The following is a 13,637-nucleotide window of genomic DNA, read 5'->3' as shown; positions in this document are numbered from 1 at the left end:
TTTTTAAAGGTTTGAGCATTAAGGCAAACTGGAGCGTAAAGCCTCTTGTAATCGAACGATCCGTCTATCTGCAATTATTTCACAGCTATGCTAGCGTATTTCACTTCAGGCAATGATAAACCGCCATCATATCTCGTTTATTCAACTCACGAATACGATTGAAGATAGGAATATCTGCAACTGCCTCAGTTAGTAAGTTTTCAGCAACAACATCACTTACTTTGCCAGTAAGCCATGTTTGTACATCTATACCATCGACGATTTCCTTGCGCCCTTCATCATTGATGCCACTTACATAACAGCTAACACATGGCACGGATAACTTAAACACGCCGTCATGAAGACCATCTTCTGAAATAACTTTCTTCCCGCCACAGAATGGGCATGGATGACTTGCTTTAATTTTATTAATCTGTGTAACAATTTTATTGTAACCAAACACTTCATAGACATAAGTTAGTTTTTTATATTTTCCATTGGTGAAATACTTATCAATAATGGTTTCTCTAGTTTCAGCAATATTGGCAAAGTCACAGATGGTAATCAAGTTTTTACTGCTGATCGCCTCGAGGTTACCTTTAATCTTGTCCCAAAATGGTACAGCATTTTGTAAAACCACTTCATAGCCCACAAAGCTTGCAAACTCCAGTTCCAGCATCTTCAGCGCAACTTGTGTTTCCCTTGGAAGTAAAGAGACATCTTCCGTAAGTGCGAGATCGCCGCCAACAATGGATTTTAGTTTTTCTAGTTCAGGTAACTTCCCTACGGTTTTAATGACCTGATCAATCGGCTGCTGAATAATCTTACGAATATCCGTATCATCAAATTTCAGCTTTTTATGATGGTTTAACACGGTTCCATGACAAACTGGGCAGGTAATCATTTGTTTTGAGGCTTTCATTTGCTCTTTAAGAGGAAGGTTTTTCGAAATAACCATATAACGCCCAAGGATGAGATTAAAGCCTTCCCATGTTCTCGAAGCCTTCCCTGCTTTATCATAAAATGCCTTTTCCCAATAACCATATAAGAACGTATTTTTTTCCGCTTCTGACATCTCATTATAGCTTTTACTCATATTGTGACCCAGTTCATTCTTTATCTCTTCAAACAGGAAGTGCAATTTGGCATGTTGATAATATTTCAAGACATCCATGACTTCTGGAAGTAACATACCATCCCAGAATGGGACTGTTTTATCTTGAATGAGAACATCCATATCAAATTGTTCAATGACACGACGACCCGAACAACTCGGACAGTGATTATCTTGATAATAGAAATCGAAGCTTCTTGTATCTTTATTGGTCGGATGAGCAGCCACAATATGGTTGATCAGTCCACCTATTTCATAGAGAAAACTATATTGACTATACAGATGTCGTTCAAGATCAATGGCGATGACAGGTGCAATCTTTTCAGATTCATATTCACCATAAATCACATGGGCAATTGGCGATAAGCTCTTTAAGATACCACCCTTATAGACGTTTTCTGCCTTTTTAAAATAGTCCAACTGATTTTCTTGTAAGTAGTGAATACCGTTTTGGGGCTTGAGTGTGGAAGAGATATGCATGGGTGCTTTGCGATCTTCCTTATCTTTTTGACGATAATAATCATCATGACTGACAACATCAAGCTGCTTCACAGGTTCAGGCTGCCTTTTCCCAAAATCAACGATAAAATCAGAGCTTTCCATCATATAGGCATTATGTTCAATCATCAGGATAGAGACAGATTCATCTTCCAGAATGTCCCTAACACTATCAATGAATTGGTTTAAAATATTTTGGGATAAACCTTTTGAAGGCTCGTCAAAAATAAAAAGGGTATGGGGGTTTCTTGAATTCGTAAACAGCTCAGAAACCAAATGAACACATTGAAACTCACCCGTCGATAAGGACTGTGTCTTTCTTTCCAACGTTAAATAACCAAGTCCAAGTTTAATCAATAAACTCAATCGTTTATGAGCGATGTCTTCATTTGGCAGTTCATCAATAATTTCTTCAATCGAGCGCTGAAAAATATCATCAATATCCTCACTATATTTGGTGAGTTTCTTTTTAATATCAAGAAAAGTCGCAACGGTCGACCTACTGGAAATCGATTGATTTCGATCTTGCCCAACCACGACCAGTTTATCTTTGGGATAACGCTTCTGAAAATCTTTAACCATACACTCATTGACAAGTGTAGATTTACCACATCCCGACTCACCCGTAAAGGTTACAAGTCTATTCTTGGGAATCTGAATTTCAGCCATTTGAATATTACGACAATAAAGATCATGAAACTGATAGTAGTCTGTTGGCATTGCTTTATTTAGTTCACAATGGATGGGTTGTGGACGTGGTGATTCTTCTACAATTTTCCCACCGTATTTACCACTACCAGGTCCAAAGAACAATTGCTCATCCGATGTGTCCAGCACCGTGTCCGAATGGTCAATGAGCCAAATTTGATTCTTATACCCCAATTGTTTAATCTCATCTAAAATTTTCAATAATGTTTGGTGATCAAGACCCACGGAGATTTCATCAATGATAATAACTGTATTTTCACTTGTTGCCATGAATTCGGCCAAGTAAAGTCGTGTTATTTCTCCACCTGACAATGTACCCATAATGCGATTTAATGTTAAGTAACCCATATTCATATTGATGATATTTTGGAGAATATGCTGCTTCGCTTCACTAATTTGTAATTCCTCTGCAAGAGAAAGAATCGTTTCAATGCTTAAGTTATTCATATCGGAAATACTATGTGGTTGATTTAATAATTCCATCTTATATTGCTCAACTTCTTGATTGTAGCGCCTACCCTTGCACTTTGGACAATCGACATTTTGGGTCATACTGCGCCCTTTACAATCTGGACACCAACCTAAGGCATTATTAAAGGAAAACACTTCTGGAGAAAGATTAAATTTATCAGCAAGCGTTACACGAATCTCTTTAAACACGCCCGTATGTGTGCCAATGGTTGAACGAGGATTGGATGAAATCGATGATTTTCCGAGAAAAAGGACTAAAGGCATTTCTTCCATCTTGATGGCACTGAAATTAGTTTCCATAATTTCAGGAAATAAATACTGATATTCAGCCTTTGGCAATAAAGAAACGAGACGCTTCTTGGATTCTTCACCAATGGTTTGACAAAATGTTGTTTTACCAGATCCAGATAAACCAGCAATTCCTAACGATTTATCTACCGGTAGTTCTGCATCTAATAGGTTAATATTGTTCGAAATTAATCGATTTATTTTCATACGTACATCCTCTCTATTCTTTTAAAACCTAGTCTTTCCATGTTATCACAGAGTTAAATGTATGAACTGCTTTTTTTTTCGAATCAAAGAACTCGGCAGCTCCATTCTATTATTCTTTCAGATTCTACCTTTTGTATGGAACGTGCGTTGAGGTTTTCAGATATCGATCTGAAAAGGAGGGGTTATATCTGTGAGGCATATTTTATAAGGGTTATTTGTCAAGACACAAAAAAAAAAGGAACCCAGCCAACGGGGCCGGGTTCAAAAGTTTATATTAAAAAGGGGGTCTTGGTTATTATAATACCTCGCCAACATTATGAAACCATAACAGAAACATTTCAATTATGTTACAAATTAGAAAGCGCTTTATTTACTTCCCTTCTAACCTCTAAGATTCGATCCCTCAACGCGAGGGTAATGACCTTATATATGTATTCCATTCGTTTAGGAGGCCTTTTCCAATGACCGTACAAGAACAAAACCATCCAGAATCATACGATATTTCGAAGAAAGTCGCCATTGTAACCGGCGCATCGTCCGGCATTGGCTTAGCATCCGCTATACGTTTGGCTGAAAAAGGGTTCAAAATCGGACTGCTCAACCGCCCGGGCCGTGAGCTTGAAGCAGCAGTGGCCAAAGTGCAGGCTGCCGGAGGAGAAGCGATCTCTTTAGAAGCCGATATTTCTGTCGAAGAAGAAGTGAAACAGGCCGTTCAAACCGTCGTGGACCAATGGGGTCGTCTCGACGTTCTGGTAGCCAACGCAGGGATTAACGGCGTTCTCTCTCCCATCGCACATATGGGACTAGAGGATTGGAACCAAACAATTAATATCAACTTAACCGGCACATTCTTGTGCGTCAAACATGCTATCGAGCCTCTTAAACAGCATGGTGGCAGCATCATCATTACTAGCTCCATTAACGGCAACCGGGTTTTCTCCAATTTTGGCATGAGCGCTTACAGCACTTCCAAAGCCGGACAAGTGGCTTTCATGAAAATGGCTGCGCTTGAATTGGCGCGTTATAAGATTCGTGTAAACGCCATCTGTCCGGGAGCGATCGAAACGAATATTGATGAGAATACGGATCGCAGACCCGAGTTGGAAGAAATCACGATCCCTATTGAATTTCCCGAAGGAGATCATCCACTGAGACACAAATCCGGAACTGCTAGTCAAGTCGCGAATCTGGTGCTTTTTCTCGCTTCGGATCAATCCGACCATATTACCGGAACTTCCGTCTTCATCGACGGCGCCGAATCGTTAATCCACGGATGATAAGGAGAACTTCCCATGCAGATCGAGAGCTTTTACCATTCCCCCCATACCAAATGGGCTTATTCCTATAACAAGGATACGTTTCATCTTCGAGTCCGTACCAAAAAGAATGATGTAGACCAAGTAACCGCGGTGACGGGCGATAAATATGATTGGGCAAATTATCACAATGATTATGCTATGCAGAAAATAGCAACGGATCGCTATTTCGACTATTGGGCAACGGAATTGTCGCCGGCACAGAAAAGGTTCTCTTATGCATTTCAACTGCAATCTGGAGATGAAACGTTATGGATGAGCGAAGCCGGTATTTTCGAAGAGCAGCCGGGTCCGCCCGCAGGCTATTATGAAATGCCCTATATGCATGAAATCGATGGATTTAAGGCGCCGGAATGGGCCAAATCCGCTGTATTTTATCAAATTATGCCGGACCGATTTGCTAATGGCGATCAAAGCATTGATCCCGATGGGGTACTCGAATGGGGCGAACAGCCAACGCATGATTCTCATTTCGGAGGCGACCTGCAGGGCATTTTGGACCATCTTGATTACTTAACGGAACTAGGCATAACGGCCATCTATCTCACCCCGATCTTTGAAGCACCGAGCAATCATAAATACGATACGATCGATTATAAAAAGGTAGACCCTCATTTCGGAGACACTGCATTATTAAAAAAGCTGGTTGAGGCTTGCCACGAATGCAATGTGAAAGTTGTTCTAGATGCGGTCTTTAATCATTCGAGTGTGGACTTCCCACCCTTCAAAGATGTGCTTGCTAAGGGTGAAAATTCTGCCTTCGTCGATTGGTTTCACATTCGTGATTTTCCGGTTGAAGTGAAGGAGGGGCCGCTCAACTATGCTACGTTCGGATTTTTCGCTTCGATGCCCAAACTTAACACGACGAATCCGGAAGTAAAGCAATATTTGCTGGATGTGGCTGAGTATTGGTTGAAGGAAGTGAATATCGACGGTTGGCGTCTCGATGTTGCCAATGAAATAGACCATTCCTTCTGGAGAGATTTCCGTAAAGTGGTCAAATCGGTCAATCCTGAAGCCTACATCATCGGTGAAGCTTGGAGCGATTCGCTGCGCTGGCTTCTTGGCGATCAATTCGATTCGGTCATGAATTACCCTTTCTCTGAACGGGTACTGGCATTTTTCCAGTCAGATCAACCGAATGGTCTCTCTTTTGCCGAAAATATGAATCATATTCTTATGCGCTACCCGCTGCCAACGAATGAAGTTTTGTTTAATCTGCTTGGCAGTCATGACACACCGCGTGTAATGACTATGTTTAATGAGAATAAGGACAGACTTAAGCTTGCTGTTACTTTCCTTCTCACTTATATTGGAACTCCCTGTATTTTCTACGGCGACGAAATCGGCTTGAAGGGTCAGCAGGACCCAGACTGCCGACAATGTATGGAATGGGACAAAGCTAAGCAGGACAGGGATTTATTCGAATTTTACAAGCAACTTATCCAGCTGCGCAAAGACCATGATGTGCTTCGTTTCGGCCGATTCTCTTTCCTTCGGGCGGACGCCGAGGATGGCAGGATCATTTATGAACGTAAGAATGAGCAGGAACATTTTACAATCTGGATGAATAATTCGGAAAATACGGCCATTCTTGCCCATCCCGCGGACGCGGAAATGGAAGATTGGCAGGATGCGTTCAGCGGCGAGTCCCTGAAGCCTGTTGATGGTTTTATTCGTATGGAAATCGAGCCATTCGGCTGTCGGATTTTATACAGATCCCTGCTGGAAACATAGATAGACAGAAGCCTGAGAAATCAGGCTTTTGCTATGCCCGACGCGACCTCCCACACTCTTCATATACTCTTTACACGAAATCAGTTGCGCCTGACGAAGGTCTAGCATATAATAGTTTAATTAGAATAATTATAAATAAGGAGGAACCGTATGAGTATCGAATACGACTATCACCATCTCCATCATGTTAAAGAACAGAGCAAATCCAGAAAAACGTTATGGGTGACTCTCATACTGACCGCCTTTTTCACTATTGTAGAAATTGTAGGCGGGGTGCTCTCGAATTCCCTTGCTTTGCTATCCGACTCTGCTCATATGATCTCCGACGTCATCGCTTTGGGACTGAGCATGGTTGCTCTGAAGCTGGCTACTCGTCAGCCTAATGCGCGATTCACCTTTGGTTTCCTGCGGTTTGAGATTATCGCTTCTTTTCTGAATGGATTAGCCCTCTGTATCATTGCTTTGGGAATTTTCATCGAAGGGATTCAACGTATCATTGACCCGCAGCCTATTCGCCTGGCTCTTATGCTTGGAATTGCCTCCATCGGATTCGTTGTCAATCTTGTGCTTACATTGGTTCTCCATAACAGTGTGAAAGAAGAGGACAATCTGAATGTGAAAAGCGCACTGTGGCACTTTTTCGGTGATTTACTCAGCTCGGTAGGTGTCATTATCTCTTCTATTATCATTTATTACACAGGTCTTCTCTTGTTCGATCCTCTGATTTCAATGGTCATTGGCGGCATTATTTTTACTGGTGGAAGCAAAATCATTCGAGAATCTTACCTGATTCTGATGGAGTCCGTGCCTGAACGCTTCAACTTAGATGAAATTCGCAGCGACATCGCGCATGTTGAAGGTGTCGAAGATGTGCATGAGATGCATCTGTGGGCGGTTTCAACCGATCATTACTCTTTAACCGCACATGTATTCATCAATCCCAACATTCAACCCTTCTGTGTTATTCTAGCGATTAATGAAACGTTGAAAAGTAAATATGGCATCGAGCACTCCACCATCCAAATCGAACATGCAGACATTAATCCACATGGAGATTATGGCAAAGAGTTCTTGAAGCATCAAAGACAAACGAATAGTAATGGGCTTCAATTGTAATAAGTGACGTGCCAAAAAGACCGCTATACTTCTCATCTTAATGAGAGTATAACGGTCTTTTCATGTTGCTGTAGACTTACGTACTATCATCCCCAGATCAATCAACAGCTCATGTCCGTGAATACGCGGAAGGTGCTCTTCCAGCAGCTGAGTATTCTCCTCATCCAAGTCTTCACCAATCTGCTGCATCAGAAAAGCGGCAACTAAGCTCGTTTGCAAATCAACAGGCATGTCGAAGCTTGTGATAGAGGGAAAACTGGCCTTAGAAAACAGTTCATTGTCCATGCCAATCAACTGCACATCCTCTGGTACGCGAATGCCTCGTTCATGACACACAGCTAGAAGCTCCAACGCCAACGCATCATTAAAGGTATAGATGCCGATAGGTCGCTGCTCGCCGCTTATGCGCAGAGCTTCCTCCAGTGTACCTTCAATACCGAGCTCTCCAGCATCTAGAAGCGCATGCACCGTCGACTCGGCTTTATCACCTAGCCCTGCCATAAACCCTTGAATACGCTGCTCATTGGCCCCCATCCCTTTACGCCTGCCGGCATAAATAATGGAGCGGCAGCCGCTCTCGAGGAAATGCTGAACAGCTTCCGTCGAAGCCTTCGCGAAATCCAAATTAACCGCCAGTTTAACGATATCGCTAGGCCAGCCCCAGCCATTAAAGATAACCAGCGGCGTGCCCCCACCGACTAATTGCTGGGTCGATTGCATACTCATCGCTAAACCATGACTCACTAAACCGTCTACTCTTCGCTGCAGCAAGTGCTCCAGGTGACGCTTCTCGATCACTGGATCCATACCCGCTGCTGAAAATACGGATAAATGATAGCCGAAACTATGTACTCTCTGCTCCAGCTTCTCTGCAAATCGGCCATAATAGCCGCCGAAATGCGGTATGATAAGGCCTAACTCATAGGATCGACGCCGGCTAAGGTTCGTTGCCATCACATTGCGGCGATAACCCAGCTGTATAACGGCTTCCTCCACTTTGCGTATCGTCTCTGGCGACATTGGCACCTTTCTCCGATTCAAAACATTGGAAACCGTCGCAATGGAAACGCCCGCTTCCGAAGCAACATCGACAATGGTGGGCTGTTTACTTTTCTTCATAGGAAATCCCTCATTCTTGAAATGCTTTAACTCATTTTATCGATAAGCAAATCGCCCGTCAAATTTCGATAATCTGTGCATTCCTATTGCAATTCGCTATAATGAAAAGATTCGTGTGTATTCGAAAAAGCAATGGCTTGGGGATGCATGCAGCCTATGAAAAGAAAACGTAAGGAGTTCACACATCATGTGGTTTATTGCAGCAATCGGCAGTGCCGTACTATTTGGTCTAACCGGCTTTTTTATGAAAGTGAGTCAAATGCGCCAAGGCTCTACACCGCACCTATTACTTGGACTCTATCTCACAGGAACACTTGGCTTCGCTGTGAACAGTGTATGGGAAAGCTCCCTCTTCTTAGACGATTGGCGTGTTTGGTTAGCTGGCATCATCATTGGCGTTGGGTCAGGTTGGGGCAATGTTGTGTTCATGAAGGCGCTCGATAACGGTCCAGCAAGCTTGACAGCTCCGCTAATGAACTTAAATATTTTGCTAGTCATTCTCATGTCCGTCACCATCTACGGTGAACACATAAATAGCACGGAGGTTGGCGGCATCGTCCTGCTCATTGCTTCAGCGGTACTTGTATCGATAAAGCTCAAAGAGCCTCTCACAATCAAAGAGAAGAAATGGTTCGCACTCGTTGCGCTGGGCGGACTTCTGTTCTTCTTCCGCAACGGCGGTTTGAAAGTCACTACCGAGCTAGCTTTAGCGAATACACCTATTCTGCTCATTAGTTATCTGCTCTCCGCTATCTGGTTCGCCATAGCCGCAGCTAACCACACTAAGAAGCAGCAAAAGCCTGTCCAACAAGGACTCATAGCTACCTATGATGCATTACCAAGTCGCACAGGACTTCTATGGGGGCTGCTTTCGGGCTGCTTCTCTTACGGTGGCCTTCAGCTTTACTCCGTCGCGCTGCAAATGGGGCCGGGTTCCATCGTTGCTCCCATTTTCTCTACCTATGGACTTGTCGTCGTTATCGGCTCTGTACTGGTTTACAAAGAAAGTCTTACCCTCTTGCAAACCATTGCCCTATTCCTTCTCTTTGCCGGTCTTATCCTGGTCAAACTGTAGCGTCTAGCTTGTTTATTGTTCATAGATCCGTTTGTGGTTTGCTCTTGCTACTCCAAGATTCACAATTAACTGCAATTTGTACATCTATAATTCAGGTTGAACGTACTCAGGATGAATTACCTGCAAAAAGTGCAGCTAATTTCCTCCATTAGGTCTAAATTCCTCATTTCCCGGGGTTTTAGCTGTAGGAAATGCAGCTATTCCACGTAAAACTATGAGTTTGAGCACAGTTAGCTGATCTTTTTACATCTAAATCGGGTGACCCGGGGTTGGGGATTCTCCGAGGCTCTGCCAGCTGCCGTCTGCACTCTGCTGTCTCAAGGCAAACCACACTCCCCACCCCAAACGCAAAAAACTCGGCCAATAATGGCCAAGTCTCTTTCAATTCCTTATTCGTCATGATCCCCGATAAGTGAAATAATTTGCTTCTTCAGCTTAATAAACGACTCCGTATCTTTACACTCCAAGGTCTCACGAAGTCCTTGCGGAATCACGATTTCTTGGCGAATCCTTCCTGGATGCGCCTGCATCACATACACGCGTTGTGATAAGAAGATAGCCTCCTCGATGTCGTGGGTAATGAAAACGACAGTGGTTTTCTCCTTTTCCCAAATACGCAATAACAGCTCCTGCATCGAATTCTTCGTCTGCGGATCGAGCGCGCCGAATGGCTCATCCATCAGCAGGACTTCCGGATTGTTCGCGAGGGCCCGAGCGATGGCGACCCGTTGCTTCATGCCGCCCGAAAGCTCCTTCGGCAGCGATCTGGCGAACTTCTGCAGCCCGACAAGTTCCATGAAGTGGTCGGAAATCGCCCTCTTTTCGAATAATGGTACGCCTTTTAGTGTCAGTCCGAACTCGATATTCTCCCTTACAGAAAGCCATGGGAATAAGGTGTACGACTGGAATACCATCCCACGGTCAGCACCGGGACCATCAATCTCATGTCCAGAAATGCTCAGCGAGCCTGTCGTCATCGATTCTAACCCCGCAAGGATCCTCAATAGCGAGGACTTACCGCAACCTGAAGGACCAACAAAGCTAACAAACTCATGCGCATCTACGTGGAACGAAACTCTGTCCAAAGCAACAAACTGGGATTTCTTCGTGCTATATACCTTCGTTACATCCGTCGCCGTAATTTTACTCACAGCCATAGCACTATCATCGGAGGGCTCCACATTATTCAAAGCATGCATGATTTAACGCCCTCCTTCCAGCCACGGGAAAAATCTGCGGTGACAATAAGCAAATGTGCGATCCGTTAGTAATCCAAGCAAACCAATGGCGATAATCCCTACGAAAATCAGATCCGTATTAAGGAACCGCTGCGCTTTCATAATAGAAAACCCTAGTCCGCTGCTAGCCGCAACCAACTCAGCTACAACGAGATATGTCCAAGCCCAACCGATGATTAATCGCATCGTGTTCATTAAATCCGGCAGTAGAGCAGGAATAAGCACCCTCTCGATGACTTGCCAACGGTTCGCACCAAGGGTATAGGAGGTTTGAAGCAAATCATTGGATACCGAACGTGTATTATCGGCCACCATCAGCATGAGTTGGAAGAAGCAGCCGATGAAAATGACGATAACCTTTGCCCATTCACCAATCCCTGCCCAAACCATAATGAGTGGGATGAAAGCCGTCGCAGGCATATACCGGATAAACTCTGTCGGAGGAACGAGCAGCGCTTCAGCGAAGCGAAACGTACCAGCCAAAATGCCAAGCGGTATACCCAGTAAACAAGCAAGCAGAAAGCCTGCCCCTACTCGAAAAATACTAATACCAACATGGTTCCAGAAAACAGAGCTCTGTAGCTGAATTGCAAACTGACGAAGTACTTGATCCGGTGTAGGCAAGAACGTGCGATTTACAAAGTCACCATAGCTGAGCACACTCCAGAAGAGCATAGCTATCACAACAACGAGCACGACACCGGATGTATATGTTCTACGGCTAATATCGCCCCGTATGGCAAACAAAGTTGATTTGCTTCTTTTTTTCACCATGGTGTCCATTTAGAGCCCTCGCTCTCCAGTTGTTATTTCTTGCGTTCCTTCAGCACTTCTTCTACAAAGTGTCCATCTAAGAAGCTTTCCGCCTTCGGAATGGAAGTTAGCATGTCTAATCCCTTCAAGAACTCAGCTGTCTTCTGCGAAGTGAATGGCAGGGATTCTAAGTTATCACCCTTTTGAAAGGCTCTTACATTATCTTCAAGTTGGAAAATTTTAACGCTATCCACGCCAGCTTTATATTCATCAACCGGCGTCTCTGCCGCTTTGGCCATAATTTTCAAAGACTCTTCTGGATTGGCCTTCCAGTAATCCAAAGCATCGAACCAAGCGTTGATGATTTTTTTCACATCTTCCGGACGGTTCTTCGTTATTTCTTCTTTAAAAACTAGCAGATCAGGGATAAGTCCCGGTGTATCCTTGGAGGAAAATAATAGCTTGCCTTTGCCCTCCTGAATCGCCTTGCTTAGGAACGGCTCCCATAGCACCGCGGCATCTAAATTGCCTGAAATGAAAGCAGGTCCTGCGTCGTTAACCGTCATATTCGTATAAGCAACATCTTTCTCGGCAAGCCCCGCCTTTTCAAGTGCGGTAAGCATCAGAAGGTGATCAACCGTTCCCAGCTCAGTCGCTACTTTCTTACCCTTCAATTCCTTCAATGAATTAATGCTCGTCTTCACAACAACACCGTCTCCGCCATTGGAGTTATCGTTCACCAGCACAGCCTTGAGTTTAATCCCTTTACTTGCTGGAGCAAGCGTATCGCTTAAAGTTTGGCTGTTCGCATCGACTTTACCAGACGCCAATGCCGATAAGGAATCACTGTATACCGGGAACCAAACGAGATCAACGTTAACCCCATTTTTCTCAAAGAAACCCTTTTCCTTCACTAAATACCATACAAACCAACCCGGCCATGGACTGAGTGCCAATTTAATCGGTTCTCCGCTTTTTCCTGTTGTCGTGCTTGTTGCCCCTTTGCTCGTACATCCGCTAACTACTGTAAAAACCAACAGCAACGCCATCATCAGAAATATTACTCTTTGTCTCATTCCGATCTCCCTCTCCATTTGTACTGGTAAAAAGAAAAACCCGGAACGATATCATATTCTGATATCCTCCCGGGCTTTTATCCCTCCGTGTGCACGATGAAGCTCACCGTGTGTCTTCTCTTGGACCTGACCAACAGCCTTCATTCTGTCGCGGAACCCTAGAAAACAAGTTTGCTATGAGGTTGGTACTTCGATGTCTTACATTTGTCTTAATCATACTTACATCCGAGTTATATGTCAATATATATAACACAAATAAATAATTGGTTGTCAAAATAGCTGTATGTGTAATAATATATAACATATAAAGCAACAAACGGAGGTGTATACGATGTACTCGATTCATTTCCACATCACGATGTTAGATAATCAGCCTATTCAACCTAAACCTGTTGCATTAGCGGGACCTTCTGTTTCTGATATTCAAGAAGGACATCCCCTATCCGAGCATCCTCTCCTGATTTCCCCTATAAATAATCAAGCAGCCACCCAAGCTGATAGCCTGCCCGCTGACTAGCCTCATACCCCTACAAAGCCCATCAGGGAGATCCTCCTGATGGGCTTTTTTTGTCTACCGGGTTTCATCGAAAACACCCAATTCTCCCTCACATAGAGCGACTTAAAGGCTTATTTGTTTGCAATAAAAAAGACTATCGATATGCTTTCTCTAGTGCGGATCCGTGGACTCCTGTTTATGAAGTCATCATTCGGAGACAAAGTACATGTAAATGAGCATCCGCGGTAGAGCACGCGCCCCAATGTTGTATTTTCTGCAACAATTCCGACCTCCAAACGCTATTTGGCAGGTTGAAGTTGTAGTTTGTACAACACTTCTATAAAGCCCCCTAATTAAGTTGGACACTTTTAGGCTAAGAAAATACAATGAAATTAGCCGGAGGTTGTTCGTATGAGGGTAAAGCATAGCAAGTTTGACGAACTGAG

General features: G+C 43.8%; 10 protein-coding genes and 1 riboswitch. Of the genes, 5 read left to right on the top strand and 5 right to left on the bottom strand.

The window, feature by feature from the left end; all coding sequences use genetic code 11:
* Positions 1–100 precede the first annotated feature (100 nt).
* A complete protein-coding gene (locus tag AC58U0_RS32575; RefSeq protein WP_497382924.1) occupies positions 101–3,265 on the bottom strand; it encodes an ATP-binding cassette domain-containing protein in 3,165 nt (1,054 codons plus the stop codon).
* A gap of 461 nt (positions 3,266–3,726) precedes the next feature.
* Here AC58U0_RS32575 and AC58U0_RS32570 point away from each other — a divergent pair, with 461 nt between their 5' ends.
* The 3 genes from AC58U0_RS32570 (at position 3,727) to AC58U0_RS32560 (ending at position 7,434) form a co-directional block, all read left to right on the top strand.
* Entirely contained in the window at positions 3,727–4,542 is an 816-nt protein-coding gene (locus AC58U0_RS32570; RefSeq protein ID WP_497382923.1) for an SDR family oxidoreductase, read from the top strand.
* 15 nt (positions 4,543–4,557) lie between these two features.
* Positions 4,558–6,318, top strand: coding sequence for an alpha-glycosidase (locus AC58U0_RS32565; RefSeq protein ID WP_497382922.1), 1,761 nt, complete (start codon positions 4,558–4,560; stop codon positions 6,316–6,318).
* Positions 6,319–6,468: 150 nt separating this feature from the next.
* On the top strand, positions 6,469–7,434 hold the full coding sequence (locus AC58U0_RS32560; protein WP_497382921.1) for a cation diffusion facilitator family transporter: 966 nt from the start codon (positions 6,469–6,471) through the stop codon (positions 7,432–7,434).
* 60 nt (positions 7,435–7,494) lie between these two features.
* Here the strand turns inward: AC58U0_RS32560 and AC58U0_RS32555 are convergent, their stop codons facing one another.
* Positions 7,495–8,553 (bottom strand): LacI family DNA-binding transcriptional regulator, encoded by a 1,059-nt coding sequence (locus tag AC58U0_RS32555; protein WP_497382920.1) that lies wholly within the window; start codon positions 8,551–8,553, stop codon positions 7,495–7,497.
* Positions 8,554–8,740: 187 nt separating this feature from the next.
* On the opposite strand from AC58U0_RS32555, the gene AC58U0_RS32550 reads away from it, so the two are divergent.
* Positions 8,741–9,628 carry an EamA family transporter gene (locus AC58U0_RS32550; protein ID WP_497382919.1) on the top strand — a complete coding sequence of 296 codons (888 nt, stop codon included), beginning with the start codon at positions 8,741–8,743 and terminating at the stop codon, positions 9,626–9,628.
* 389 nt (positions 9,629–10,017) lie between these two features.
* Here AC58U0_RS32550 and AC58U0_RS32545 read toward each other — a convergent pair whose 3' ends face one another.
* Genes AC58U0_RS32545 through AC58U0_RS32535 form a run of 3 tightly spaced genes read right to left on the bottom strand, consistent with a single transcriptional unit; the run spans position 10,018 to position 12,695 of the window.
* Positions 10,018–10,827, bottom strand: coding sequence for an ABC transporter ATP-binding protein (locus AC58U0_RS32545; protein ID WP_497382918.1), 810 nt, complete (start codon positions 10,825–10,827; stop codon positions 10,018–10,020).
* Between the two features lie 3 nt (positions 10,828–10,830).
* The gene (locus tag AC58U0_RS32540) at positions 10,831–11,649 is read right to left on the bottom strand and encodes an ABC transporter permease (protein ID WP_497382917.1); all 819 of its coding nucleotides are present in this window, start codon (positions 11,647–11,649) and stop codon (positions 10,831–10,833) included.
* A 23-nt stretch (positions 11,650–11,672) separates the two neighbouring features.
* Entirely contained in the window at positions 11,673–12,695 is a 1,023-nt protein-coding gene (locus AC58U0_RS32535; RefSeq protein WP_497382916.1) for an ABC transporter substrate-binding protein, read from the bottom strand.
* A 64-nt stretch (positions 12,696–12,759) separates the two neighbouring features.
* Positions 12,760–12,868, bottom strand: a riboswitch (guanidine-I (ykkC/yxkD leader).
* A 158-nt stretch (positions 12,869–13,026) separates the two neighbouring features.
* Between AC58U0_RS32535 and AC58U0_RS32530 the strand changes: the two genes are divergently transcribed.
* Positions 13,027–13,212, top strand: coding sequence for a hypothetical protein (locus AC58U0_RS32530; protein ID WP_497382915.1), 186 nt, complete (start codon positions 13,027–13,029; stop codon positions 13,210–13,212).
* The last annotated feature ends 425 nt before the right edge of the window (positions 13,213–13,637 follow it).

It is taken from the genome of Paenibacillus sp. J31P190 (genome assembly GCF_059692075.1).
The sequence above is the reverse complement of the archived record's forward strand: the minus strand, read 5'-3'. Positions and strand labels throughout refer to the sequence as shown.

What these genes read in the sequence shown, in the direction of transcription:
- AC58U0_RS32575 (WP_497382924.1), bottom strand. Translation starts at nt 3,265, where the DNA reads ATGAAAATAAATCGATTAATTTCGAACAATATTAACCTATTAGATGCA.
- AC58U0_RS32570 (WP_497382923.1), top strand. Translation starts at nt 3,727, where the DNA reads ATGACCGTACAAGAACAAAACCATCCAGAATCATACGATATTTCGAAG.
- AC58U0_RS32565 (WP_497382922.1), top strand. Translation starts at nt 4,558, where the DNA reads ATGCAGATCGAGAGCTTTTACCATTCCCCCCATACCAAATGGGCTTAT.
- AC58U0_RS32560 (WP_497382921.1), top strand. Translation starts at nt 6,469, where the DNA reads ATGAGTATCGAATACGACTATCACCATCTCCATCATGTTAAAGAACAG.
- AC58U0_RS32555 (WP_497382920.1), bottom strand. Translation starts at nt 8,553, where the DNA reads ATGAAGAAAAGTAAACAGCCCACCATTGTCGATGTTGCTTCGGAAGCG.
- AC58U0_RS32550 (WP_497382919.1), top strand. Translation starts at nt 8,741, where the DNA reads ATGTGGTTTATTGCAGCAATCGGCAGTGCCGTACTATTTGGTCTAACC.
- AC58U0_RS32545 (WP_497382918.1), bottom strand. Translation starts at nt 10,827, where the DNA reads ATGCATGCTTTGAATAATGTGGAGCCCTCCGATGATAGTGCTATGGCT.
- AC58U0_RS32540 (WP_497382917.1), bottom strand. Translation starts at nt 11,649, where the DNA reads ATGGACACCATGGTGAAAAAAAGAAGCAAATCAACTTTGTTTGCCATA.
- AC58U0_RS32535 (WP_497382916.1), bottom strand. Translation starts at nt 12,695, where the DNA reads ATGAGACAAAGAGTAATATTTCTGATGATGGCGTTGCTGTTGGTTTTT.
- AC58U0_RS32530 (WP_497382915.1), top strand. Translation starts at nt 13,027, where the DNA reads ATGTACTCGATTCATTTCCACATCACGATGTTAGATAATCAGCCTATT.